General features: G+C 69.0%; 12 protein-coding genes and 3 pseudogenes. 5 read left to right on the top strand and 10 right to left on the bottom strand.

Going from position 1 to position 24666, the window contains the following annotated elements:
- Positions 1-105 precede the first annotated feature (105 nt).
- Together treY and treZ are read right to left on the bottom strand one after the other, a co-directional pair.
- A pseudogene (gene treY, locus BW981_RS23255) lies at positions 106-2829 on the bottom strand (malto-oligosyltrehalose synthase); the annotation flags it as partial.
- 75 nt (positions 2830-2904) lie between these two features.
- Positions 2905-4686 (bottom strand): annotated as a pseudogene (gene treZ / locus BW981_RS23400) (malto-oligosyltrehalose trehalohydrolase); the annotation flags it as partial.
- Positions 4687-5022: 336 nt separating this feature from the next.
- Here treZ and BW981_RS13375 point away from each other — a divergent pair.
- The 5 genes and pseudogenes from BW981_RS13375 to BW981_RS13355 all read left to right on the top strand — a co-directional run bounded on the left by BW981_RS13375 (position 5023) and on the right by BW981_RS13355 (position 12803).
- Positions 5023-6029, top strand: a pseudogene (locus BW981_RS13375) (iron ABC transporter substrate-binding protein).
- Positions 6030-6180: 151 nt separating this feature from the next.
- Complete coding sequence (locus BW981_RS13370) at positions 6181-7680, top strand: ABC transporter permease (protein ID WP_244560329.1); 1500 nt, start codon at positions 6181-6183, stop codon at positions 7678-7680.
- Positions 7677-8720 (top strand): ABC transporter ATP-binding protein, encoded by a 1044-nt coding sequence (locus tag BW981_RS13365; RefSeq protein WP_076439965.1) that lies wholly within the window; start codon positions 7677-7679, stop codon positions 8718-8720. Before BW981_RS13370 ends, BW981_RS13365 begins: the two co-directional genes overlap by 4 nt.
- 340 nt (positions 8721-9060) lie before the next feature.
- A complete protein-coding gene (locus BW981_RS13360) occupies positions 9061-10185 on the top strand; it encodes a metallophosphoesterase family protein (RefSeq protein WP_076439963.1) in 1125 nt (374 codons plus the stop codon).
- On the top strand, positions 10182-12803 hold the full coding sequence (locus BW981_RS13355; RefSeq protein WP_076439961.1) for an AAA family ATPase: 2622 nt from the start codon (positions 10182-10184) through the stop codon (positions 12801-12803). The genes BW981_RS13360 and BW981_RS13355 overlap by 4 nt, the downstream gene beginning before the upstream one ends.
- 86 nt (positions 12804-12889) lie before the next feature.
- On the opposite strand, the gene gyrB is transcribed toward BW981_RS13355, so the two are convergent.
- The 8 genes from gyrB to BW981_RS13315 form a co-directional block, all read right to left on the bottom strand.
- Complete coding sequence (gene gyrB, locus BW981_RS13350) at positions 12890-15328, bottom strand: DNA topoisomerase (ATP-hydrolyzing) subunit B (protein WP_076439959.1); 2439 nt, start codon at positions 15326-15328, stop codon at positions 12890-12892.
- A gap of 136 nt (positions 15329-15464) precedes the next feature.
- A complete protein-coding gene (gene recQ / locus BW981_RS13345) occupies positions 15465-17300 on the bottom strand; it encodes a DNA helicase RecQ (RefSeq protein WP_076439957.1) in 1836 nt (611 codons plus the stop codon).
- A gap of 38 nt (positions 17301-17338) precedes the next feature.
- Positions 17339-18463: a DNA replication/repair protein RecF gene (recF, locus tag BW981_RS13340; protein ID WP_076439956.1), complete on the bottom strand. Its 1125-nt coding sequence runs from the start codon at positions 18461-18463 to the stop codon at positions 17339-17341.
- Positions 18464-18476: 13 nt separating this feature from the next.
- Complete coding sequence (dnaN, locus tag BW981_RS13335; RefSeq protein ID WP_076439955.1) at positions 18477-19592, bottom strand: DNA polymerase III subunit beta; 1116 nt, start codon at positions 19590-19592, stop codon at positions 18477-18479.
- Between the two features lie 158 nt (positions 19593-19750).
- Entirely contained in the window at positions 19751-21214 is a 1464-nt protein-coding gene (gene dnaA / locus BW981_RS13330) for a chromosomal replication initiator protein DnaA (RefSeq protein ID WP_083712361.1), read from the bottom strand.
- An 843-nt stretch (positions 21215-22057) separates the two neighbouring features.
- Complete coding sequence (rpsT, locus tag BW981_RS13325; protein WP_076439953.1) at positions 22058-22324, bottom strand: 30S ribosomal protein S20; 267 nt, start codon at positions 22322-22324, stop codon at positions 22058-22060.
- Positions 22325-22500: 176 nt separating this feature from the next.
- Positions 22501-23484, bottom strand: coding sequence for a threo-3-hydroxy-L-aspartate ammonia-lyase (locus BW981_RS13320; RefSeq protein ID WP_076440291.1), 984 nt, complete (start codon positions 23482-23484; stop codon positions 22501-22503).
- Between the two features lie 125 nt (positions 23485-23609).
- A complete protein-coding gene (locus BW981_RS13315) occupies positions 23610-24383 on the bottom strand; it encodes an enoyl-CoA hydratase (protein WP_076439952.1) in 774 nt (257 codons plus the stop codon).
- Between the last annotated feature and the right edge of the window lie 283 nt (positions 24384-24666).

Genomic DNA, 24666 nt, shown 5'->3' with positions numbered 1-24666 from the left:
GTCGGGATGTCCCGCCACGCGCAACAATCGACGATAGAGCCGGATCAGCGCGGATTCGAGGCTCGCCCGGATGATGGAAGCCCGCCCCTGACAGGACAATCGGATCTAGGCGCCTGCTCCGCCCGGGCTCTGCCGCAGCACGGCCACCGGCAGGATGCCCAGGAGACCGGCGACGGCCGCGCGGCCGCCTTCGACCATGACGGCCCTGCCCGTGAGCAGATCCTGCCATCGGCCATCCCGTGCCCGAACAGCGGTCGCCTCCGCGGACTCCCCGCCCTGCGTCGATCGGCGGACGATGACGAGCACCGCCTCCTCTCGCCAGACCCGCTCGAAGGCGAGCAGCGCCGCGCTGCCCTCGCCCTCGACGGCGACCGTCCGGTAGTCGCCGTCGGCGTAGAGCCGTGGGGATGCCGCGCGCTCTTCCAGCAGGATGTGGACGATGCGCTGCTTGATCCGCCCATCCGGCCATGACGCCAGCAGCTCGTCGAGGGAGGCTCCCTGGTCGAGAGCCCGTTCCGCCCGCCCGTAATCCACCGGCCGGCGATTATCCGGATCGACCAGGGAGAAGTCCCAGAATTCCGTGCCCTGATAGAAATCCGGAACGCCCGGCAGAGTCAGCTTCAGCACGGTCCGGGCCACGCTCTTCAGCATGCCGCGGCGGGCGAGCTCGCCCGCCAGCGGCCGGAAGCGCTGCAGGAATGGGCTCCCCGGCTTCAGGGCGTTGGCGATCAGCGTCTTGGTGGCCGCCTCGTAGTCTGCCTTCGGATTGACCCAGCTCGTCCGGCGCTTGGCCTCGCGCAGCGCCTTCTCGGCCCATTGCTGCATCCGCTCGCGGAAGGCATCGAGCTCCCGCTGGTCGTCCTGCTCCAGCAGGGCCAGGGGCCAGGAGGCGAGCAGCTGCTGCAGGATGATGTGCCGATCATTGGCATCGGGCATCGCGTCCGAAGCCGCAATGTCCGGGCTGATCGTCTGCCAGCCTTCGGCCGCCTCCTGCCAGCGATCCGGCATTTCGCTCAGGACCAGCAGCCGGGCCCGGCCGTCCTCGCCGCGCTTGGTGTCGTGGGTCGCGGTTGCGATCATCCCATGCGGCCAGGACCTGGCGCGCTCGGCATTCGCCGCATGGAACTCCTCCAGCGAGAAGCCGAAACCGTCCGGCTCGCCGCCGACCTCGTTCAGCGCCAGCATCGCGCCATAACGGTAGAACAGCGTATCCTCGACGCTCTTGGCTGTGACCGGCCCGGTCAGCTGCTGGAACCGGCGGCGGAAACGCGTCAGCGGCTCCGCCGCCTCGCCGTCGCCGGAGATCTCGCCGAGCAGTGCGCGCGCGATGAAGGCGTGGACGGTATGGTCGGGGAGGCGGCTGGAGGCGATCGCAGTCGCCACGGTCTCCTCGACCAGCGCCCGGTCCTCGGGCGCCGGTTGCTCGACGATATAGGTCCGGTAGACCGGGAAATGCGTGATGATCTCGGTCAGCGCGCGGCGCATCGCATGCGCGGTGTAATCGCGGCTGCGCCTGTCGGCTGCGGCGATGCGGGCGAGATCGGAGACGACGACCTCAAGCTCGCTGGCGAAGCTGCCATCCAGCACCTCGCCCTTGGCCCGGTGGAGCATGGCCTGGTAGGAGGCCTGCTCGCCCGTCACCCTGCGATAATCCGCTTCGATGCGCCGCTTCGACGACCGGTCGACGAGCACGCCGTCGATGACGTTCAGGACGTCGTAGCCGGTGGTGCCGGACATCGGCCAGGCGCGCAGGGTTTCGCCACGGCCGAGGATCTTTTCGGCCAGGATGTAGAAGCCGGGTCCCGCCTGCGCCTGCAGCGCGCGGAGATAGGCCTCCGGATCGGCCAGCCCGTCGATATGGTCGATCCGCAAGCCCTGGATGCGGCCCTCCCGCACCAGCTCGAGGATGAGCGCATGCGTGCGCTCGAACACCTCAGGCTCCTCGACCCTGATCCCCGCCAGCGTGTTGATGTCGAAGAAGCGGCGGTAGTTGATGTCGCTCGCCGCGACCCGCCAGTAGGCCAGGCGATAGCTCTGCATCTCCAGGATGCGGTGGAGCGTGTCGAAGCTGTCGGACAGGCCGGCGGCGCCGTTGATCAGCGCGACGGCCCGCTCCGTCGCCTTGCGAATCGCCGCGGAGCTCTCGAAGGCCTGCGTCAGCCGCTGCTTCAGGGCCTCGCAGTCCTGGACGAGGCCGGCCTGCTGCGCGCCGGCCGGCGCTTCCGACAGGATCCGCAGCCGCGCCGAGATCGCGAGAACCTCGCGGAAGGCCGGCTCCGTGCTCTCCGCCAGCATCAGGATGCGGTCGAGAACGATGGGATACGTCAGCGGGCTGATCGGGAAGCGCTGCTCGAAGTGCCAGATGCTGAAGCCGCCTTCCTCCGGCTCGAAGGTCAGCGTCAGCTCGCCGTCTTCCAGGGCCTCGCCATAGCGCTTGCCGAGGAAGGGCAGGACGAGCTTGCCGTTGGCGCCGAGACGCTCCCAGTCGATGTCGAAGGCCGCGGCATGGGGCGAAAGCCGGCCCCATTCGATGACCGATAGCCACCAGGCGTTGTCGGCGCCGCCGATGCCCATGTGGTTCGGCACGATGTCGATCAACAGACCGAGCCCATGCGCCTTCAGCGTGTCGGAGAGGCGGATGAAGCCGGCCTCTCCGCCCAGTTCCGGGTTGATCGTCCGGTGGTCCACGATGTCGTAGCCATGGGTCGAGCCGGGCCGCGCCGTCTGGATGGGCGAGGCATAGACATGGCTGATGCCCAGCCGGGCGAGATAGGGCACGATCGCGGTGGCGTCCTCGAAGGTGAAGCCCTGGTGGAATTGCAGGCGATAGGTCCCGCGCGGGACGGGCGCGGCGAGCGCCGTCGCCCCGTCCTCGTGCCGCTGGCCGGAGTGGCCCTCATGGGCCAGCACGGCGCCGGTCCATGGCCCCAAGGCGATCGTCTCGGCAACGAGGACTCCCTCGCTGGCCCAGAGACGCTGGCCATCCTCCGCCGGAAGCTCGACCGTGCCATCGCCGAAATTGGCGACGAAACGCAATGTGCCGGCGGCGAACCGCCATTGCACATCGAGCACGCCGGGGGCCGGCTCGGACCAGCGGGCTCCTTCGAACCCGCTCGCGGTGAGGGGGACGATCGAAGCGTGCCGGATGCGTAGCAGGTCCCGGATCTGCGCCAGCACCTCCCGGTGCGGCGGCTTCTCCGCCTCGCTCCAGTCCAGCGTCGATCGATCCACCGTCGCCTGCAGAGTGGGGTCGGGGATCCGTTCCTGTGCCGCCTCGTCCTTGAAGGCGCCGAAGCCGCCGAATTCGCGCCGGCGCCCATCACGCACCGCCTTCGCCAGCTCCTCGTCGGTGAAATCGACGAAATACTGGAAGGGCGCCGAGGCGGCCCATTCCTCGCCCATGAAGATCAGCGGAATCTGCGGCGCGAGAAGCAGCCCGGCCCGGGCCAGAGCAAGTTTCTCAGGCTCGGCGATATGGTTCAGCCGCTCGCCGAAGGCGCGGTTTCCCACCTGGTCGTGGTTCTGGAGAAAGGCGACGAAGGCGGAAGGCGGGAGATGGTCCGATGGCTCGCCGCGCGGCGCCCCCTCATGCTCGGAAAACTCGCCCTGATAGACGAAACCCTCGGCCAGGCAGCGGCCGAGCCGTGCGACGGGATCGTCGTAGTCGCTGTAATATCCGTCGCTCTCGCCGGTGACGAGGCGGTGCCAGACATGGTGGATATCGTCGGCCCACTGGGCCGTGTGCATCACCGGCATGCGATCCTTCCGCTCCAGCCAGCGGGCCTCGTTCGCCGCGTTTTCGAGCACGAGATGGACCTGCCTGGCCGGCAGCTTTTCCCGGATGCGTGCGGCGATCTCGGCGATGAAGTGCTGCCGGCTGTCGTCGGCGATGGCGTGCACCGCGTCGAAGCGCAGGCCGTCGAAATGGTATTCCTCAAGCCAGTAGAGCGCGTTGTGGACGTAGAAGTCCCTGACGGTCGACGACGCGCGTCCGTCGAAATTGATCCCCGCGCCCCAAGGCGTCTGGTGCCTCTCGGTGAAGAACGACCCGGCATAGGTGGGGAGGTAGTTTCCAGAGGGTCCGAAGTGGTTGTAGACCACGTCGAGCAGCATCATGATCCCGAGGCTATGGGCCCGGTCGATCAGCGCCTTCAGCTCGTCCGGCGAGCCATAGGCGTGGTCCGGCGCGTAGTGAAGAACGCCGTCATAGCCCCAGCTCCGCGAGCCCGGGAAATCGGCGACGGGCATCAGCTCCACCGCCGTGATGCCGAGACCGGCAAGCTGATCGAGCTTCTCCGCCAGTGCCGTGAAGGTCCCTTCGGGCGTCGCGGTGCCGACATGCGCCTCGTAGATGACCGCTTCTTCCCAGGGCCGTCCCTTCCAGTCGCCGTCGCTCCAGGCATAGCTGCGCGGATCGAGAACCTGGCTGGGCCCGTCGATGTCGTCCGCCTGGAAGCGCGACGCCGGATCCGGCACGAGGAGATCGTCGCTCACCCGGAACCGATAGGGCTGCCCGGCCTTGGCCCCCTCCAGGAAAAGGCGGTGCCATTCTCCATCGGCTTCCATCTCGAACTCACCTTCCGGCGTCCAGAGGCGCGCCGAGGCGAGCGACGGAGCCCAGAGGCGAAAATCGACGCCGTTCGGCTGCAAAAGGGCACCGAAGGGCATTTCGTGAAAGCGTTGCATGCAAGGATCCGTGCGAGGGGCGACGGCTCAACGCATGGCGGCGAAAAAGAGTTTCCTCGGTGCGGCAGCAATCAGAGGCGAGCGCCCGGGAACGTTCTCCGGCTGGGCCTGGCCCGTCACGCAGGAGGCAGGAGGCTGCCGTCCGCTAGGGTGGCCGGGCGCAGGAACGATCACCCGTTCGCGGCCGCACCTCGAGACAAAGGCGCAGCTCGATCTGCCTCGAAGGGTCATTGTTTCAAATAACTATAAAGTAGGCGATAATAATTGACAGCCTCGCCGCACCGGCATCTAAAGCCCGCCTTGTCTCACGAACTGCCCCGGCGGGAGAAAATCGCCATGAAGCCTTACGCGTCACTTGCTGTCCGCATCTGCGTGCTCGCAGCCACGTTCGCTGTCGCCGGCGGTGCGCGAGCCCAGGACGGCATCACGGTCTACAACGCCCAGCATGCCAGCCTGACCCAGGCCTGGGCCGATGGCTTCACCAAGGAGACCGGCATCAAGGTCACGCTCCGCAAGGGGTCGGATACCGAGCTCGCCAACCAGATCGTGCAGGAGGGCGCGGCCTCTCCCGCCGATGTCTTCGTCACCGAGAATTCGCCGGCCATGGTGCTGGTCGAGAAGGCCGGGCTGTTCGCGCAGCTGCCCAAGGACATCCTCGACCAGGTGCCCGCCCGGTTCCGCCCCGCCAGCGGTCGCTGGACGGGCGTCGCCGCGCGCAGCACGGTCTTCGCCTATGATAAGCGCAAGCTGAAGGAAGCCGACCTGCCCGGATCGATGCTCGATCTGGCCGATGCCAAATGGAAGGGGCGCTGGGCCGCCTCGCCTTCGGGCGCCGATTTCCAGGCGATCGTCGGGGCGCTGCTGGTGCTCAAGGGTGAGCCGACCACGGCCGGCTGGCTCAAGGCGATGAAGGCGAATTCAAGCGCCTATCGCGGCAACAGCGTCGCCATGAAGGCGGTGAACGCCGGCGAGGTCGAGGGCGCGGTGATCTACCACTACTACTACTTCGGCGACCAGGCGAAGACCGGCGAGAACAGCGGCAATGTCGGGCTGCACTACTTCCGTGGCAGGATCCCGGCGCCTTCCTCAGCACCTCCGGCGCGGGCGTGCTGGAGTCCAGCAAGCACAAGAAGCAGGCCGAGGCCTTCGTGAAGTGGATGAGCGGCAGGAAAGGCCAGGCCGTGCTGCGCGAGGGCGATTCCTTCGAATATGCCATCGGCAATGGCGAGGCTTCCAACCCGAAGCTCGAGCCGATCTCCAAGCTCGACGCGCCGAAGGTCGAGCCCTCCCAGCTCGACAGCAAGAAGGTGACCGAGCTGATGACGGCGGCAGGCCTTCTCTGAACAGGCCTTCTCTGAACCGGTTGCTCCGGCCGGGGCTGCGCGCGAAAGGCCTTCGCACGCAGCTTTTCCCATGACCGCTTCATTGTCCCTGGACACGCCAGCCTTGCCGGCCCTGCCCCTGCGGCGGCAACGCAACCTCGCCGGCCGCACGATGCTCCTCCTGGCGGGGGGTGCCGCGCTCTGCGCCCTGCTGCCGCTCGGCTTCATCGGCTGGATCGCGATCGAAACCGGCTGGCAAACGGCGCTGGCGCTGATCTGGCGGCCGCGCGTCGGCGAATTGCTGGCCAACACGCTGCTGCTCGAAATCTGTACGCTGCCACCGGCGATCCTGCTGGCGTTGGCGCTGGCCTGGCTGACCGAGCGCAGCGACATGCCCGGCGCGTCGTTCCTGTCCTGGCTCACCGTCGCGCCGCTCGCCGTGCCGGCCTTCGTCCAGTCCTATGCTTGGGTCAGCCTGTTCCCGCGTTTCCACGGGCTGCCGGCGGCGGCCCTGGTTTCGGTGCTCGCCTATCTCCCGTTTCTCTACCTTCCGGTCGCGGCGCAGATGCGGCGGCTGGACCCGGAGCTTGAGCATGCGGCGGCGTCCCTCGGGCAGTCGCCGGCGCGGATCGTGCTGCGGGTCGTGTTGCCGCAATTGCGGCTCGCGGTCTGCGGCGGCGGGCTGCTGGTCGGCCTGCATCTGCTCGCGGAATACGGGCTCTACGCCATGATCCGTTTCGACACGTTCACCACCGCGATCATCGACCAGTTCCAGTCGAGCTATAACGGTCCGGCCGCAAACATGCTGGCCGGCGTGCTGGTCTTGAGCTGCGCCGGCCTGATCGGCCTCGAATGGCTGCTGCGCGGCCATGCGCGCTACGCCAGGATCGGCTCCGGGGCGCCGCGTCCGGCACCGCGCCGGAAACTGGGCCGCTGGCGGCTGCCGGCCCTCGCCTTGCCGCTCGCCCTCGCCTCGCTCGGCCTCGGCGTGCCCGCGCTGACGCTGTCGCGCTGGCTGATGGCCGGGGGCGACGCCTCCTGGCAGCAGGGCGCGCTGGCTGCCGCCATGGCGACGACGCTCGGCTACGCAGCGGCCGGCGCCTTGGCTGCGGTCGCGGCGGCGCTGCCGATGGCCTGGCTTTCGGTCCGCGCGCCCAGCCGCGCGACGCGTTTTCTGGAGAGCTGTCATAGCTATCCCGGCGCCCTGCCGGGCGTCGTGGTGGCGCTGGCGCTGGTCACCGTGACGGTCAGGATCGCCCTGCCGCTCTACCAGACGGTCGCGACGGTGGTGCTGGCCTACGTTCTGATGTTACTGCCGCGCGCCTTGGTCGGGCTGCGGGCCGGCATCGCGCAGGTCCCGATCGAGCTCGAGCGGGCCGCGGCCTCGCTCGGGCGCAATCCGGCCCGGACATTGCTCGCGGTCACGCTGCCTCTCGCGGCGCCCGGCATCGCGGCTGCGATGGCGCTGGTCGCGATGGGCGTGGCCACGGAGCTGACAGCGACGCTGCTGCTCGCGCCCAACGGCACCCGCACGCTGGCCACCGAGTTCTGGGCCCTGACCAGTGAGCTCGACTATGCGAAGGCGGCGCCCTATGCCGTGCTGATGATCCTGCTTTCGCTGCCGATGACGGCGCTGTTGCACGCCCAGGCGCGGAAGACCCTCAACGCATGACCCGGCTCGTACTCTCCGGTCTTTCGAAACGCTATGGCGCCACGGCAGCGCTGGACGCGGTGTCACTGGCTGTCGAGCGGGGCAGCCGCGTGGCCATCGTCGGGCCGTCCGGCTCGGGCAAGACCACGCTGCTGCGGGTCGTCGCCGGGTTCGAGGCTCCCGATGCCGGAACGGTCGTTCTGGACGGACAGGTGCTGGCCGACGGGCCCGCGATCGCACCCGCCCATCGCCGCAGGATCGGCTTCGTCGCTCAGGACGGCGCGTTGTTCCCGCATCTGGACGTCGCCGGCAATCTCGGCTTCGGGCTGGAGCGGGACGAACCGGATCGGGCGCGGCGGCTGCGCGAGCTGATCGATCTGGTCGAGCTCGATCCGGCCATGCTGAGCCGCAAGCCGCATGAACTGTCCGGCGGGCAGCAGCAGCGGGTCGCTCTCGCCCGCGCTTTGGCCCGAAAGCCCGCCCTGATGCTGCTCGACGAGCCCTTTTCCGCCCTGGATACGGGCCTGCGCGAGAGCGTGCGGGAGTCCGTCACCCGCGTGCTGGCCAAGGCCGGTGTCACGACGATCATGGTCACGCATGACCAGGGCGAGGCCTTGTCGTTTGCCGATCAACTCGCGGTGATGCGCGGGGGGCGGCTGGTTCAGGCGGGGCGCCCCTACGAGGTCTACTGGCGGCCGGTGGATATCGAGACGGCGCTGCTGCTCGGCAATGCCGTGGTGCTCGACGCGACGATCGAGGCGGTGGGCGTCTCCTGCGTCCTCGGCCGGCTCGCCGCCGAAACCGGCGGCCGCAGCGGTCGCGCCAGGATCATGCTGAGGCCCGAGCAGTTCCGGCTCTCGCTGGCCGGGCCGGGCCCGCAGGCCGTCATCGAGGACATCGATTTCAGGGGCGGGCAATGTGCCGTTACATTGCTGATGGTGCGTGACGGCGCCGAAACTCGGTTTACCGCGCATGTGCCGAGCATGGATCTGCCCGAGCTGGGAAGCGCCGTCTTCGTCTCGGTCAACGGCGCAGCCCTGCTCCTCGGCAGGACCGGCTGAGCGGTCGTTTCGGCTTCGTCCGGCAGCGCCGCCGCAACGCGCGCGACCTCGAGCTTTCGCTGCGGCTTCGCATCATTGCGGCGCTGCCGGTGGTTCTTGCGCCGGGAGCCTGACCCGGGTGCCGCGCGCTGAGCCGAGCGCCCGGAATGACCGACAGCGGCTGTAGTGCGTTCGCGACAAACGGTGTAGCCAAGCAATCGGTTCGCGCTGGCCCCGCCGGGGCGAGCCGAGGGGCCGCTGCCGGTATCGGGCGCCTGGCGGTGGCCTTCGATGCCCAGCCCGACGCGGCGCTCGCGCAAGCGCGCCGGCCTTCCACAGCAAGCGAGCCCGCCGCCTGACCATGTTCCGCTTCATCCACTCCAGCGATCTTCATCTCGGCAAGCGCTTCGGCAGCTTCAGCGGCGATCTGCCCGGCCGCCTGCGGGAGGCGCGGCACGGTGTGATCGGGCGGCTGGCGCAGCATGCCCGCGACCATGGCGCCGATACGATCCTGCTCGCCGGGGATACGTTCGATACCGAGACGCCAGCCCCCGATATCCGCCGGCAGGCGCTTGCCGCGATGCGCGACCATGCCCCGATCCGATGGGTGATCCTGCCGGGAAACCACGACTCGCTGCAGGCGACGCAGCTCTGGTCGACGCTGAAGGCCGAGGCGCCGGCGAATGTGGTGCTGGCGAGCGAGCCCGCCGCGATCCACCTGTCGGCCGGCGCCGTGCTCCTGCCGGCGCCCTGCACGACGCGGCGCCCCGGCCGCGACATGAGCGCGTGGATGGACGGCGCGGCCACGCCGGAGGGCGCCCTGCGCATCGGGCTGGCCCATGGCGCGATCCGCGATTTCTCGGAGGAGGGGGCCTCCTCGGACGTGATCGCGCCCGACAGGGCGGCGCGCGCCGGCCTCGACTATCTCGCTTTGGGCGACTGGCATGGGCCGCTCGCCGTCGATCCACGCACACGCTACAGCGGGGCGCCCGAGCCCGATCGGTTCAAGCATCAGCGACCGGGAGAGGCCCTGCTGGTCAGCATCGCCGGACGTTCGGCCTTGCCGGAGGTGACCTCTCTGGCAACGGCGAGCTTCGATTGGCAGATGCGCGAGCTTCATCTGCTCGACAGTGACGATCCGCTCCAGGCGCTCGACGCGCTGCTCCCCGAAAGCAGGCAGCGGCGCCAGACATTGTTGCGGCTCGTCGTGACCGGGCGCAGCCGCCTGCCGTCGCGGACGGCGATGCTGGAGGCGGTCGCGCTCGCGGCGCCCGATTTCGCCTTCATCGAGCTCGACGATGCCGGCCTCGCCATGGACTGCGAGGCCGGCGACCTCGACCTGATCGATCGCGCCGGCGCCTTGCGCGAGGCTGCCGAAGCCTTGCTCGCAGAGGCAGGGGACGACGGTCTCTCTGCCGGCGAGCGGGAGATCGCGCGCGCGGCGCTGGCACGGCTGTTCTCCTATGCGCAGGCGGTGGCGTCGTGAAAATCTCGGCCCTGCGCCTGTTCAACGTCAAACGCTTCGCCGGCCGGGGCGTGGCCATCGAGGGCATCGGAGACGGCGTCAACGTGCTCTGCGCCGCCAACGAGTTCGGCAAGTCGACGAGCTTCGAGGCGCTGCACGCGCTGTTCTTCCAGCCCTATTCCGGCAAGTCCGGTCCGGTCCGGAATCTGCGGCCTTACAGCGGTGGCAATCCGCTCGTTGAGGCGGACATTGCCCATGGCGAGGAACGGTTCCGCATCACCAAGCAGTATTACGGCGGCGGCTTCGCGCGCGTGACCGACCTTGCCAGCGGCCGTCTCGTCGCTCAGGCGGACGAGGCGGAGAACTTCATCAGCGCCCTGATCAAGGGCGGCCCGGCCGGTCCGGCCGGGCTGCTCTGGGTACGCCAAGGCGTCACCGGCATCGAGAAACGCAGCAATGCCGAGGAGGATGGCGAGAAGCAGGTGCGCGCGAGCCTGCTCGAATCGGTGCAGGGTGAGGTCGAAGCCATGACCGGCGGCCGTCGCATGGCCGAGATCATGCAGACGGTGGCCGGAGAGCTCGACAAGCTCGTCACCAAACGCGGGCCGAAGGCGGGCGGGCGTTACGCCGCAGCGATCGAGGTCCGCGACAGGCTGGCGGCCGAGGAAGCGCAGATCTCCGCTGACGTCGGCCTCCTGCGGGAGGCGCTGGACAAGCGCGCCACCGCGCTGAAGCGGCTGGCCGAACTCGACGGCGCGGATGAGCGGCAGCAGCGCCAGGACGCGGTAGCGTCGGCGCAGGTCGCGTTCGAGGCCGCGCAGGCCCAGGGCGAGCGGCTGAAGACCGCGGAGGCCGAATTCAAACTGGCCCGCGAGCGACGCGATGGCGCCGGGCGTGCCCTCGAGGCGTTTCGCACGGCCTTGCAGAAAGACGCCGACCTCGCCGCGCGGCGGCGCGAGGCGGAACGGCGGCGCGGCGAGGCCGTCGGCCGGCGCGGCGAAGCAGCCGAAGCGAGCGCCAGGGCGCAGGCCGCTGCGGATCTCGCGGATGCGCAGGAGCTGGAAACCCGCGAGCTGCTGGCCCGCCTCGATGCAGCGCTGCGGGCTCGCGAGGCGGCCGAGCGTCTCGCCGAATCGCGGCAGCGGCTGAGCGAGGCGGAAGCCAAGCGCGCTGCGCTCGAGGAAGCCGAGGCGCAGCTGGCACTGGTCGGAATCCAGCCAGGCGCCATCGAGGAATTGCAGGCGCTGGAGATCGAACTCTCCGGGCTGCGCGCCGTCGCGGAGGCAGCACGGCCGTCCGTGGCCGTCGCCTATTCCGTGGAAGCCGGCGGCGAGATCGTGATGGACGGCGTTCCGCTCGCCGACGGTCAGGAGCGCAGCTATGACGGGCAGGCGCAGCTGGTGGTCATGGGGATCGGCGTGATCTCGCTGCGCTCCAACAAGACACCGTCCGGCGACAGGCGCCTCGAACAGGCCGAGGAACGGCGTCGCGCCCTGCTGGACGCGATGGGTGTCGAGACCTTGGCCGCGGCGCGTGCGCGCCAGGTCCGCGCTCAGCAGATCGATGCCGAGATGCGCGAGCTGCGAGGCAGCCTGTCCTCGCTTGCACCAGCGGGGCTGGCGCGACTGCGCGAGGAGGTCGCGGCGCAGGCGCTTGCGGGGGCCGAGCTCTCCGAGCCGGAAGGCGACGCCGCGCAGCTTCGCGCGGCGCTGAGCGCGGCGGAGCGGCAACGCCTCGATGCACGGCAGGCCTTGCGCGAGGCCGAACCCGATCGCCGCAGGGCCGAGGACGCCATCGTCGCCGCTGAGACGGCGCTTGCCACGCTGCGCACCGAACAGGCGCATGTCGAAGCCCAGCTCGGACCGGAGGAGCAGCGCGCCGCGCGTGAACGCGCGCTGTGCGAGGACTTCGCCGACCGGTCGCGCGAGGCGGAAAACGCGGATGCGCGCGCGGCGGAGCTTCGGGCGGCAGCCATCGACCTGGTCTCCGCCGAGGCGGCGCTGAAGCGCGCCCGCTCGGTCCAGAGCAGCGTCGAACAGCAGATCGTGGCGCTGCGGGAGGCCGTCGCCGGTCTCAACGCCGGGATCCGGGCGCGATCGGACGAGGCGGTGGAGGAGAGCTGGCGCGAGACCGCGGAGGCGCTGTCGGCGGCAGAGCTGCGCGTCGCCGCGTTCGACAAGGAGATCGCTGTTCTGCAGCGCCTCGCCGTTTCGCTTGACCGAGCCCGTTCAGAGGCGCGCGAGCTTTATCTCAAGCCGGTCATGGCTGAACTCAGCCCGCTGCTGGGCCTGCTGTTCGACGATGCCTCGGTCACTTTCGACGAGCGCACGCTGCTGCCGCAGACGATCTCCCGCAACGGCCAGGAGGAGGAGGTCGAACGCCTCAGTGGCGGCATGAGGGAGCAGCTTTCGGTGCTGACGCGGCTCGCCTTCGCCCGCCTGCTCGCCCGTGGCGGTCGGCCGGCGCCGGTGATTCTCGACGATGCGCTCGTCTATTCGGACGACGACCGCATCGAGCGCATGTTCGACGCGCTGCACCGCCAGTCCAGGGACCAGCAGATCATCGTCTTTTCCTGCCGGCAGCGCGCCTTCCAGAAGCTGGGAGGCAACACGCTCGCGATGGTCGACTGGCGGCCGTAGCCGCTTCGCGGCGCCGATCTCCGCCTGCCGCGCCATCCGCCGATGGGCCGGCCGGGGCGATCCGCCCGGCCGGGAGCCGCTCTCTCTCAGATATCGACCGTCGCGTTCAGCGCGTTGGTCTGGATGAACTCGCGCCGCGGCTCGACCACGTCGCCCATCAGCTTGACGAACAGGTCGTCCGCCTCGTCATTCTGGTCGATCTTGACGCGCAGCAGCGAGCGAGCGTCGCGGTCGAGCGTCGTCTCCCAGAGTTGCTCGGGGTTCATCTCGCCCAGCCCTTTGTAACGCTGCAGCGCGACACCCTTCTTGCCGATCGTCATCACCGCCTCGAACAGGTCGCTCGGCCCGTTGATCGCGAAGGAGTCCCCCTTGCGCGCCAGCGTGCCGGGCTTGGAATAGGCTTCCTGCAGCGAGATCGCCGCCGCGTCGAGGCGGCGCGCCTCGGCACTGGCGAGCATTCCGGCATCCACGGTCGCTGCCTGTCGCACGCCGCGGACCATGCGGGTGAAGACGAAGCCGCCATCCACGACCTTGCCTTCCCAGCCGCGTTCCAGCTCGTCCGAGATCAGGTCGAGCCGCTTGGCGATCCGCTCCGCCGCCTCGTTCGCCTGCGCTTCGTTGCCCTCGCTCACCGGATGGAGAGCTGCGGCGATCGCCATCTGCTCGACCACGCGCCGGTCATAGCGCGAATGCAGCTGTGCCAGGGTGTTGCGGACGTTGCGCGCCTCCTCGATCAGCGTCTTGAGATCGGTCCCGCCGCGCTCCGCCCCATCGCTGTTGCGGAAGGTCGCGCCGTCGATGGTGGTGTCGATCATGTACTCCTCGAGCGCCCTCTCGTCCTTGAGGTAGACATGGCTCTTGCCGCGCGCCGCCTTGTAGAGCGGCGGCTGGGCAATGAAGAGGTGCCCGGCATCGATCAGCTCCGGCATCTGCCGGAAGAAGAAGGTCAGCAGCAGGGTCCGGATATGGGCGCCGTCGACATCGGCGTCGGTCATGATGATGATCTTGTGGTAGCGGAGCTTCGCCAGGTTGAACCCACCCTGATCCGCCTCGCCGCGGCCGATTCCGGTGCCCAGCGCCGTGATCAGCGTGCCGACCTGGTCGGAGGAGAGCATCTTGTCGAAGCGCGCCCGCTCGACGTTCAGGATCTTGCCCCGCAGCGGCAGCACCGCCTGATACTCGCGCGCGCGGCCCTGCTTGGCGGAGCCGCCGGCCGAGTCGCCCTCGACGATGAAGAGTTCGGACTTCGCCGGGTCACGCTCCTGGCAGTCCGCCAGCTTGCCGGGCAGGGAGGCGATGTCGAGCGCGCCCTTGCGCCGGGTGAGGTCGCGCGCCTTGCGGGCCGCCTCGCGCGCCATGGCGGCTTCCGCCACCTTGCCGATGATGGTCCTCGCCTCGGCCGGGTGCTCCTCCAGCCACTCCGACAGGGCCTGGTTGACGACGTTCTCGACGACCGGGCGCACCTCGGAGGAGACGAGCTTGTCCTTGGTCTGCGAGGAGAATTTCGGGTCCGGCACCTTCACCGAGACGATCGCGGTCAGGCCTTCGCGGCAATCGTCGCCTGTGAGCGAGATCTTTTCCTTCTTGGTGATGCCGGAGCTGTCGGCATAGCCGGTGATCTGGCGGGTCAGCGCGGCCCGGAAGCCGGCGAGATGGGTGCCGCCGTCGCGCTGCGGGATGTTGTTGGTGAAGCAGAGCACGTTCTCGTGGTAGCTGTCGTTCCACCACAGCGCGACGTCGACGGTGATGCCGTCCTTCTCCGCGGTCAGCGTGATCGGCTTCTCGAGCACCGAGGCCTTGGCGCGGTCGAGATAGCGCACGAAGGCCTCGACGCCGCCCTCATACATCAGCTCCTCGCGCACCACCTCGGCATGGCGTGCATCGGTCAGCACGATGCGCACGCCGGAATTGAGGAAGGCGAGCTCGCGCAGGCGCCGCTCCAGCGTCTTGTAGTCGAACTCCACCATGGTGAAGGTCTCTTGCGAGGGGGTGAAGGTCACCTCCGTGCCGCGCTTGTCGCCCTGGGGGCCGACGACGGCGAGCGGAGCCACCGCCACGCCGTGGCGGAACTCCATGAAGTGCTCCTTGCCGCCGCGCCAGACCCGGAGCTTCAGCGAGATCGAGAGCGCGTTCACGACCGAGACGCCGACGCCGTGCAGGCCGCCCGAGACCTTGTAGGAGTTCTGGTCGAACTTTCCGCCGGCATGGAGCTGGGTCATGATGACCTCGGCCGCCGAGATGCCCTCTTCGGTGTGGATATCCGTCGGGATTCCGCGTCCGTTGTCGGTCACGGTGACCGATCCGTCGGCATTCAGCGTCACCGTGACGAGGTCGGCATGGCCGGCGAGGGATTCGTCGATCGCGTTGTCGACCACCTCGTAGACCATGTGATGCAGGCCGGAGCCGTCATCCGTATCGCCGATATACATGCCCGGCCGCTTGCGGACCGCGTCCAATCCCTTGAGAACCTTGATGGAATCGGCGCCGTAGTCGTCGGGCTGGGCGCTGAGCGCGGCATCGGTCATGAAACGGTTCCTGCACGGGCGGAGATGGCGCCCGCGATCCTCTTGATTCGATACCCTAATATAGGCGCGAATGGTGGTTTTTTCACGCGCCTACGCGTGCGTGCGCGTGGAATGCCGGAATTCCGCTATGAGCCGCCTATCCTGCGAACTCCCCGATCGCCTCCAGGAAGGCCTCGCCATACTGGGTCAGCTTGCGTTCGCCGACGCCGTCGATGCGACGCATCTCGTCGAGCGCCGCCGGCCGTTCCCGGGCCATCGCGATCAGGGTGCGGTCGGTGAAGATGATATAGGCCGCCACGCCCTCGTCGCGCGCGATCTGGAGCCGAAGCTTGCGCAGATGCTCGAACAGCGCGGCCGTGCCCTCGTCGAGCCCGTCGGCGCGGGCCGCGTCGCGCTCGGAGCGGCGGGCGCGCGGCAGGTTGAGATCGGCCCGCAGCGCGATGCTCTCGCGCCCGAACAGGATATCCTCGCCCTTGGGCGTCAGCCGGAATCCGCCATGCTCGTGGCTCGCCTCCGCCAGCGCATCGGCGGCGAAGAGCTTGCGCGTCAGCGCCATCCAGGACGCCTTGGGCTTGTCCTGCCCGACGCCGAAGGTCTTCAGCCCGTCATGGTTCTGGCGGCGCACGGCTTCCGTCGCCGTGCCGGTCAGGATGTCGGCGAGATGGCCGGCGCCGAAGCGCTGGCCGGTGCGGATCACGGCGGAGAGCAGTTTGCGCGCATCCAGCGTCACATCGGCAAGCGCGGGCGCGGTGTCCCCGCAGAGGTCGCAGCGCAGCGGCGACTGCCCGTGGCGGCATGGCGCGACCTCCTCGCCGAAATAGGCCAGCAGCGCGGAGCGCCGGCAGAGCGCGTTTTCGCACAGGTCGATCATCGCGTTGAGCCGCTTGTGCTCGATGCGCCTGCGCTCGTCGTCGATCGGCTTCTCGTCGATCTGCCGGCGCCTGAGCGCCATGTCCTCCGTGCCGTAGAGCGTCAGCGTATCGGCCGGCAGGCCGTCGCGGCCGGCGCGGCCGATCTCCTGGTAGTAGCCCTCGATCGAGGCCGGCATGTCGTGATGCACGACGAAGCGGACATCGGGCTTGTTGATTCCCATGCCGAAGGCGATCGTCGCGCAGACGACGACGCCGTCCTCCTGCAGGAAGATGTCCTGGTTGCGGTTGCGCTCGCCCTGTTCCAGCCCGGCATGGTAGGGCAGGGCATTCCAGCCCTTCTCGCGCAGGCCCTCGGCCAGGCGCTCGGTTTTCGTCCGGGAGGCGCAGTAGACGATGCCCGAACCGCCGCGATGGCGGCGCAGGAAATCGTCGATCTGCCGACGCGGCTGGTCCTTGGGCGCAAAGGCGAGCTTCAGGTTCGGCCGGTCGAAGGAATGCACCACCATCCGCGGCGGAGCCGGGAAGAGCTGCTGGGCAATGTCGTCGCGCGTCTGCCGGTCCGCGGTGGCCGTCAGCGCCGTCACCGGCACGCCGCCCAGCGCCTCGCGGGCCTTGGCGAGCAGCCTGTATTCCGGCCTGAAATCATGCCCCCATTGCGAGACGCAATGCGCCTCGTCGATGGCGAGGCGCGTGACGCCCAGCCGCTTCAGTCGCCCGACGAGGCCGTCGCCGGCCAGCCGCTCCGGCGAGACGAAGAGCAGCCGCAGCTCCCCGGAATTGAGCTGGTCCCAGGCCTGCGCCGCCTCCTGCTCGCTGTTCATCGAATTGAGCGAGGCGGCCGGAACGCCGGCCCTGACGAGCTGCCCGACCTGGTCGCGCATCAGCGCGATCAGCGGCGAGACGACGAGCGTCAAACCGCCGGAAACGAGCGCCGGCAGCTGGTAGCACATGGATTTGCCCGAGCCGGTCGGCATCACCGCGAACACATCGCGGCCGTCGAGGGCGGCCTCGATCACCTCCCACTGGCCGGCCCGGAAATCATCGTAGCCGAAGACGGATTTCAGGACCGCGCGGGCCTCTGATTCGCGGGGCGAGGACATGGCACTGGATGTGCCGCAGGAACGCGGCCGAGGCCAGCCTATTCGACGACGACCTTGCCCGTTTCCACGCGGACGCGCTGCGAGCCGGCCGGCAGATCGCCGAACAGCGCCGCATCGGCCCCGGTCATCCAGATCTGGCAGCCCAGCCCCGTGAGCCCCTCATACAGCGCGGCGCGCCGGCGCGGGTCGAGATGGGCGGCGATCTCGTCCAGCAGCACCAGCGGCTTGATCCCGCTCATCGCCGCGACCAACCGGGCATGGGCCAGCACGAGCCCGATCAGCAGCGCCTTCTGCTCGCCGGTCGAGCCCTGTCCGGCGGGGATGTCCTTCGGCCCGTGTCGGACCTCGAGGTCGGAGGCCTGCGGGCCGGCGAGGGTGCGCCCCGCCGCCCGGTCGCGATGGCGGCCCTGCCGCAGCAGGTCGCGATAGGCGTCCTCGGCGTCGAGCGCCGGGAGCCGCGCGACGAGCGCGTCAACCTCGCCCGCGAGCGCAAGATCGGCGAACGGGAAGGGCGAGGCCTCGTCGCGGCTTTCGGCGATGATCGCGGAGAGCCGCGCCACCGTCTCGGCGCGCGCCGCCGCAACGGCGACGCCGAGCTCGGCGATCTCGCGCTCGATCGCGTCGAGCCACTGGCTCTGGCCCGGGCTCTCCTCGAGGATACGGTTGCGCGAGCGCAGGGCCCGCTCAAGCGCATTGGAGCGGGTGGCATGGCCGGGATCGATCGCCAGCACCAGCCGGTCGAGGAAGCGTCGACGGTCGCCCGCCGCGCCGCGGAACAGCCCGTCGAGATCGGGCGTCAGCCAGACGAGGCGCAGATACTCGCTGAATGCCAGGGCCGAGCCCGCCGGTTGCCCGTCGATGCGGGTGAGCCGCGCCCGCCGCCCCTCCGGATCGGGCGGCGCGAGCCCGACGCCGAGCCGGCCTGCCTCCTCCGCAAGGGTCACCGAAGCCGCGAACGAGCCGTCGCCGCCCAGCCGGGCCATGGCCGGCAGCTCGGCCCGGCGCAGGCCGCGGCCCGGCGCGAACAGCGACAGCGCCTCGAGGATATTGGTCTTGCCGGCCCCGTTCTCGCCGATCAGCGCAACGATTTGGCCCTCGACCGGGAGATCGAGGGCCTCGTAGGAACGGAAATCCTGCAGGATCAGCCGTGAGACGGCTGTCACGGTCGAAACGCCCTCAAACGCGCATCGGCATCAGGACATAGAGCGCGGAGGCCCCCTCGCGATCCTGGATCACGGTCGGCGAGCCTGGATCGGCGAGCTTCAGCAAGGCGGTGTCGCCGTCGAGCTGGGCCGCGATGTCCATCAGGTAGCGGGCGTTGAAGCCGATATCGAGAGGGCTCGCCTCGTAGTCGACCTCGATCTCCTCGGTCGCCGAGCCGGAATCCGGATTGGTGACGGAGAGGGTCATGCGCCCGTCCGCCATGGAGAGTTTCACGGCCCGGCCGCGCTCGGACGAGATGGTCGAGACACGGTCGACGGAAGCGGCGAAATCGCCCTTGTCGACGGTCAGGCGCTTGTCGTTGCCGCTCGGAATAACGCGCTGATAGTCCGGGAAGGTGCCGTCGATCAGCTTCGAGGTCAGCACGACGGCGGCGGTGGCGACGCGGATCTTGGTCGCGGAAAGCTCGACCGCGACCTCGCTCTCGCCATCCTCCAGCAGCTTCTGGATCTCGGCCACGGCCTTGCGCGGCACGATCACGCCCGGCATCCCGACCGAGCCCTGAGGAGCGGCGGTGTCGACGCGGGCCAGCCGATGGCCGTCGGTCGCAACCGCGCGCAGCACGGGGCGGCCATCGACGTCGATGGTGTGGAGATAGATGCCGTTCAGGTAGTAGCGCGTCTCCTCGGTGGAGATCGCGAACTGGGTCTTGTCGATCAGGCGCTTGAGCTCGCCGGCCGGCAGCACGAAGCGATGCGCCATCTCGCCCGCCGTGATGTCGGGGAAATCGCTCTCCGGCAGGGTCTGGAGCTGGAAGCGCGAGCGCCCCGACCGCAGCACGAGGCCGGTCTCGCCCGTGGTCTCCAGAGAGACCTGCGCCCCGTCCGGCAGCTTGCGGACGATATCGTAGAGGGTGTGCGCGGGAACGGTCGTGGCGCCGGGCTCGGCCGCATCGGCGGGGATCGTCTCCACCACCTCGATGTCGAGATCGGTCGCCTTCAGTTTCAGCCCGTTCTCGGAGGCGCTGAGCAGCAGATTGGACAGGATCGGGATCGTGTTGCGGCGTTCGACCACGCGGTGGACGTGACCGAGCGACTTGAGCAGCGTGGAACGTTCGACCGTGACCTTCATGATGGGCTAGTCTTCTGGCGCTGGTCGCCCGGACGGGACCGTCCGGGCCGGATGAATGGCCAGCGACATTGCAGGAGCGCGAGGGCGCATGCAAGGGCGGGCGCCGCGGCGATCACAGCATTCGGCGCTGCCGGCGCAAAGGCCCCGGCGGCGGCCGCTCACTCCTGCAGCATGCGCTTCAGCAGGTCCACCTCGTCATGCAGCGAGCGGTCCTCGCCGATCGCCTTCTCGATCTTGCGCACCGCATGCAGCACCGTGGTGTGGTCGCGGCCGCCGAAGCGCCGGCCGATCTCGGGCAGCGAGCGCGGCGTCAGCGACTTGGCGAGATACATCGCGATCTGGCGCGGCTTCACCACCGCCGCGGTCCGGCGCTCGGAGAGGATGTCGGCGCGGCTGACATTGTAGCGGGTCGCGACCAGCTTCTGAATGTCCTCGATCTTGACGCGACGCGGCTCGCGGGTGCGGACGAGGTCGCGGATCGCTGCCTCCGCCGTCTCCAGTGTCACGAGCTGGCCCGAGAGCGTGGCATGGGCCAGCAGCCGGTTGGCGGCGCCGTCGAGGTCGCGACCGTTGGTCGCCACGACGCGGGCGACATAGGCGACGACGTCGGGGCTGACCTGGAAGCTCGGATGGGCGTTCTGCAGCGCCTCGAGCCGGCTGCCCAGGATGGTGGCGCGCAGCGTCTCGTCGAGCTCGCCGACCTCGACGACGAGGCCGCCGCCGAGCCGCGAGCGGATGCGCTCGTCGAGCGCCTCCAGCTCTCCGGCGAGCCGGTCGCCGGCGACGACAATCTGCTTGCCCGCATCGAGCAGCGCATTGATCGTGTGGCCGAATTCCTGCTGGATCGACTTGCCCTGGATGAACTGCACGTCGTCGACCACGAGCAGGTCGATGCCGCGCAGCTTCTCCTTGAAGGCCAGCGCCGTCTGCGACTTCAGCGCCGCGACGAAGCCGTACATGAAGCGGTCCGCGGTGAAATAGGCGACGCGCTTGCCCTGGCGGCGGGCCTCCTGGGCGATCGCCTGCAGGAGATGCGTCTTGCCGAGCCCGACGCCGGCATGGAGATAGAGCGGGTTGTAAGGGCTCTGGCCGGCCGGGGCCGCCGCGATGCGCTCGGCCGCCGCGAAGGCGAGCTGGTTCGACTTGCCGACGACGAAGCTCTGGAAGCTCATGCGCCTGTCGAGGGCGGTGCCGCAGGCATCGACGGAATCGCGCTCGCAGGGCTGCGCGCCGGGTATGGCGGCAGCGGCCGTGGCCTCCGTCTTGACGGGAGCGGGGCTGAGCGCGGCCCGGCTGCGCAGGGCGCTCTCGGCCAGCGGAGCCGCCGCGGCATCGCGGGCGACCTGGCGCACCGACAGGATGATGCCATTCGGCGCGGGCAGCTCGGCGGCGCAGTTGAGCCGCAGGCGCTCGGCGTAATGCGCCTCGAGCCAGCTCTTGAGGAAGCGGGTCGGCACCGTCAGATAGGCGACGCCCTCCAGGATGCCGGCGAGCTCGAGCCGTGCGAACCAGCTGGAGAAGACGTCCTCGCCCAATTCGGCCCGCAGGCGGCGGCGGACGCGCTCCCAGGCTTCCTTCACGGAGGTCTCGTCGGCGCCGGCCGGGCCGGCCTCGTCCGCCATCGTCACCACCACCGGCGCTGCCGCGACGATCTCTCCGAATTCATGCCGCTCGAACATCAATCGCCCCATTCGCTTCAAAATGCGCGCCTTTGGAGAGGCGGTCCGCAAGGCGGCCACCGTCCCGGCGCTGTTGTCCGGTGAAAAAAGAACCCCGTCCGATGCCGCCTGTCGCCGGCGCCGGTGTCGTGATCCCGATCCTGTCGATTACGCTTTGGAAGGCTCGCTTTTGGGCGACGCCGCACTTCATCTCAACACATCAAGACAAAGAACCGCATCCTCCAACCTCCATGGTCGCGAGCCAAAACGCTGATAATCTCTGGGGTTCGCCGTTCGCGGCCATTGCTGTCCGCCCGGCGATGAAAGGACCTTACAAGGCCGGCCCGAGAGCCTGCAACAGCCCGCTCAGCCGGCTTCGGAGAGTCCGGCCTCCCGCTCCCTCCATCGGCGGCTGTGCGAAGCGTGCAAAAGGTTGGGGAACTTAAGATTTTCTTCAGTCTCTCGGCGCCGCTCGGATGCGAATCTTTTTTTTCCGCCGGGACCCGTCCCTGCCGCAGAGTCGCCGCGATTCCGCGCGCCAAAATCGTTTGCCCACTAAGATAATGAAAAACAAAGTCTTTTCTTGAGCGGCAGAACCCGCTCGAAGGGTCGTTCGGGCGCCCCGAAACGGCCTGTGGAGTCAAGTGCGTAACGGTGTGGAAAGCTTGCTGAATTGGCTTGAAAACGCGCCTCCGATCGTCCTTCGGAAGCTGTTGCGCGGACGCCACAAGGGCCTTGAAGCCAACAAAAAACCCGGCCTCGCGGCCGGGTTTTTCCAGAGCCGCGCGAGCGGCGAATGGACTGCGTTCAGGAAGCCAGGGCGCCGACGCGATGGGCGAGGCGGGAGACCTTGCGCGAGGCCGTGTTCTTGTGAACCACGCCGTTCTGCGCGGCCCGCATGATGATCGGCTGGGCGGCCTTCAGGGCCTCGGCCGCGGCGCTCTTGTCGCCGGAGGCGATCGCCTCCTCGACCTTGCGCAGGAAGGTACGCATCCGCGAGCGGCGCGCCTTGTTGACCTCGGTGCGGCGGGCGATCTTGCGCGTAGCCTTCTTGGCCGACGTCGTATTGGCCATCGAAACGTCCTCGTTGTCATCGCGCCTCGGTGCCTGGCATCATTGCCGGCGGCCTGGACGCTACCTGATGGAAAAGCGTGAGCGGCGGCCGAGCTTGCGCAGGCCGCCGCGAGTGGAGGGGCTATAGTCGCTCGCGGCCCGGCCGTCAACGCCGGAATGGCCCGCATCGCGCCGGATCATGCGGACGGCGCGATGAAGCGCGCGAAGCTCGCCAGATCGACATTGCCGCCGCTGATGATGACGCCGACGCGCTTGCCGGCGACCGCCACCTTGCCCGTGAGGGCCGCGGCCGAGGCGAGGCACCCGGTCGGCTCGACGACGAGCTTCATCCGCTCGGCGAAGAAGCGCATCGTCTCGATGAGTTCGGCGTCGCTGACGGTGAGGATGTCCTCGACATGGCGCTGGATGATCGGGAAGGTAAGGTCGCCGAGGAAGGCGGTCTGGGCGCCGTCGGCGATCGTCTTCGGCACGCCGATCTTCACGATCTCGCCCTTGCGCAGCGATTGCTGGCCGTCATTGCCGGCCTCCGGCTCGACGCCGAAGACGCGGCAGTCCGGGTTCAGCGCCTTGGCGGCCAGCGCCGCGCCTGCCAGAAGCCCGCCGCCGCCGAGGCAGACGAAGAGCATGTCGAAGGGGCCGGCATCCTCGATCAGCTCCTTGGTCGCCGTGCCCTGGCCGGCGATGACCTCGGCGTGGTCGTAGGGCGGGATCAGCGTCAGGCCGCGCTCGCGGGCGATCCGGTCGCCGATTTCCAGGCGGTCCTGGGTGTAGCGGTCGTAGCGGACGACCTCGCCGCCATAGCCCTGCGTCGCCTCGACCTTCGCCTTCGGCGCGTCCTCGGGCATGATGATCGTGGTCGGCACGCCGAGCAGCTTGCCGGCATAGGCGATCGCCTGGGCGTGGTTGCCGGAGGAGAAGGTCAGCACCCCGGCCTTCTTCTGCTCCGGCGACAGGGCCGAGATGGCGTTGTAGCCGCCGCGGAACTTGAAGGCGCCCATGCGCTGCAGGTTCTCGGCCTTGAAGACGAGGCTCGCTTGCGTGCGCCGGTTGGCCGTCGCGGAGCTCAGCGCCGGGGTGTGATGCGCCACGCCCTTCAGCCGCTCGGCCGCGCGCTCGACATCGGCATAGGTCGGGAGGGACGGTCCGGTCTGGGCGTTCATGATGCGGGTCCTGTTCAAGGGGCGTCATGGTCGGGCCTGGCCCGACCATCTCGTAAACCAGTGCCTTCTCGTCATGAGATTCTCGGGTCAAGCCCGAGAATGACGGAAAACCGTGACGGCGAGGCTCAGCCGTTCCTGAAGTCCGGCTTCCGCTTCTCGACGAAGGCCGCCATGCCCTCCTTCTGGTCCTGCGTGCCGAACAGCGAGGAGAACACCCGCCGCTCGAAGCGCAGCCCCTCCTGCAACGTCACCTCGAAGGCGCGGTCGACGGCTTCCTTCGCCATCATCGCGGCGGGCAGGGATTTGGCGGCGATCGCGTCGGCCGCCTTCAGCGCCTCCGCCATCAGCTCGGCGAGCGGCACGACGCGCGCGACGAGGCCGGAGCGCTCGGCCTCCTGGGCATCCATCATCCGGCCGGTCAGGCACAGATCCATCGCCTTCGCCTTGCCGACCGCCCGGGTCAGGCGCTGCGTGCCGCCGGCGCCCGGAATGACGCCGAGATTGATCTCCGGCTGGCCGAATTTCGCATTGTCCGCGGCGATGATGAAGTCGCACATCATGGCGAGCTCGCAGCCGCCTCCGAGCGCGAAGCCGGCCACCGCGGCGATGATCGGCTTGCGGCGCCGGCCAATCCGGTCCCAGTCCTCGAACTTGTCGTCGAGATAGGTGCCGGGGAAGGTCCGGCTCTGCATCTCCTTGATGTCGGCGCCGGCGGCGAAGGCCTTCTCCGAGCCGGTGATGACGACGCAGCCGATGCCCGCGTCCTGCGTGAAGCCGTCGAGCGCCTGGTTGATCTCGCCGATGAGCTGCCCGTTCAGGGCGTTCAGGGCTTGCGGACGGTTGAGCGTGATCAGCCCGACCTTGCCCTTCGTCTCGACGAGAATGGTCTCATAAGCCATGGCGGCCTCCCGGATGATGCTGTCGCCTCCAGATGTAGCGGGCGGCGGGAGAGCGGTCCATGCGCGTCGCGCGCATCCGCGCATTCGCGCCGCCTCCCAGCGGCTGCCGCGCATGCGTCTGCGCCCGCCCGCGCTCCCGCGCGGCGGTGATGACGAGGGGCAGCGGAGCGCCGCGAGGCGCAGGGGTGTCGGGCCGCTTCCATTGAGCCAGGATGCGGCGCGGAGGGATTGAGCCACCCTCCGCACGCCCCGTGGCGCTCCGCTTCCGGCGATTTTCAAGCCA

Origin of the sequence: Allobosea sp. TND4EK4 (genome assembly GCF_900156025.1) — a bacterium.
In the GTDB taxonomy this organism is placed as follows: Bacteria; Pseudomonadota; Alphaproteobacteria; order Rhizobiales; family Beijerinckiaceae; genus Allobosea.
This window is presented reverse-complemented; position numbering and strand designations above follow the sequence as displayed.

Coding starts and splice junctions, on each gene's coding strand:
- BW981_RS13370 (WP_244560329.1), top strand. CDS start 6,181: ATGCTCCTCCTGGCGGGGGGTGCCGCGCTCTGCGCCCTGCTGCCGCTC.
- BW981_RS13365 (WP_076439965.1), top strand. CDS start 7,677: ATGACCCGGCTCGTACTCTCCGGTCTTTCGAAACGCTATGGCGCCACG.
- BW981_RS13360 (WP_076439963.1), top strand. CDS start 9,061: ATGTTCCGCTTCATCCACTCCAGCGATCTTCATCTCGGCAAGCGCTTC.
- gyrB (WP_076439959.1), bottom strand. CDS start 15,328: ATGACCGATGCCGCGCTCAGCGCCCAGCCCGACGACTACGGCGCCGAT.
- recQ (WP_076439957.1), bottom strand. CDS start 17,300: ATGTCCTCGCCCCGCGAATCAGAGGCCCGCGCGGTCCTGAAATCCGTC.
- dnaN (WP_076439955.1), bottom strand. CDS start 19,592: ATGAAGGTCACGGTCGAACGTTCCACGCTGCTCAAGTCGCTCGGTCAC.
- dnaA (WP_083712361.1), bottom strand. CDS start 21,214: ATGGCGGACGAGGCCGGCCCGGCCGGCGCCGACGAGACCTCCGTGAAG.
- rpsT (WP_076439953.1), bottom strand. CDS start 22,324: ATGGCCAATACGACGTCGGCCAAGAAGGCTACGCGCAAGATCGCCCGC.
- BW981_RS13320 (WP_076440291.1), bottom strand. CDS start 23,484: ATGAACGCCCAGACCGGACCGTCCCTCCCGACCTATGCCGATGTCGAG.
- BW981_RS13315 (WP_076439952.1), bottom strand. CDS start 24,383: ATGGCTTATGAGACCATTCTCGTCGAGACGAAGGGCAAGGTCGGGCTG.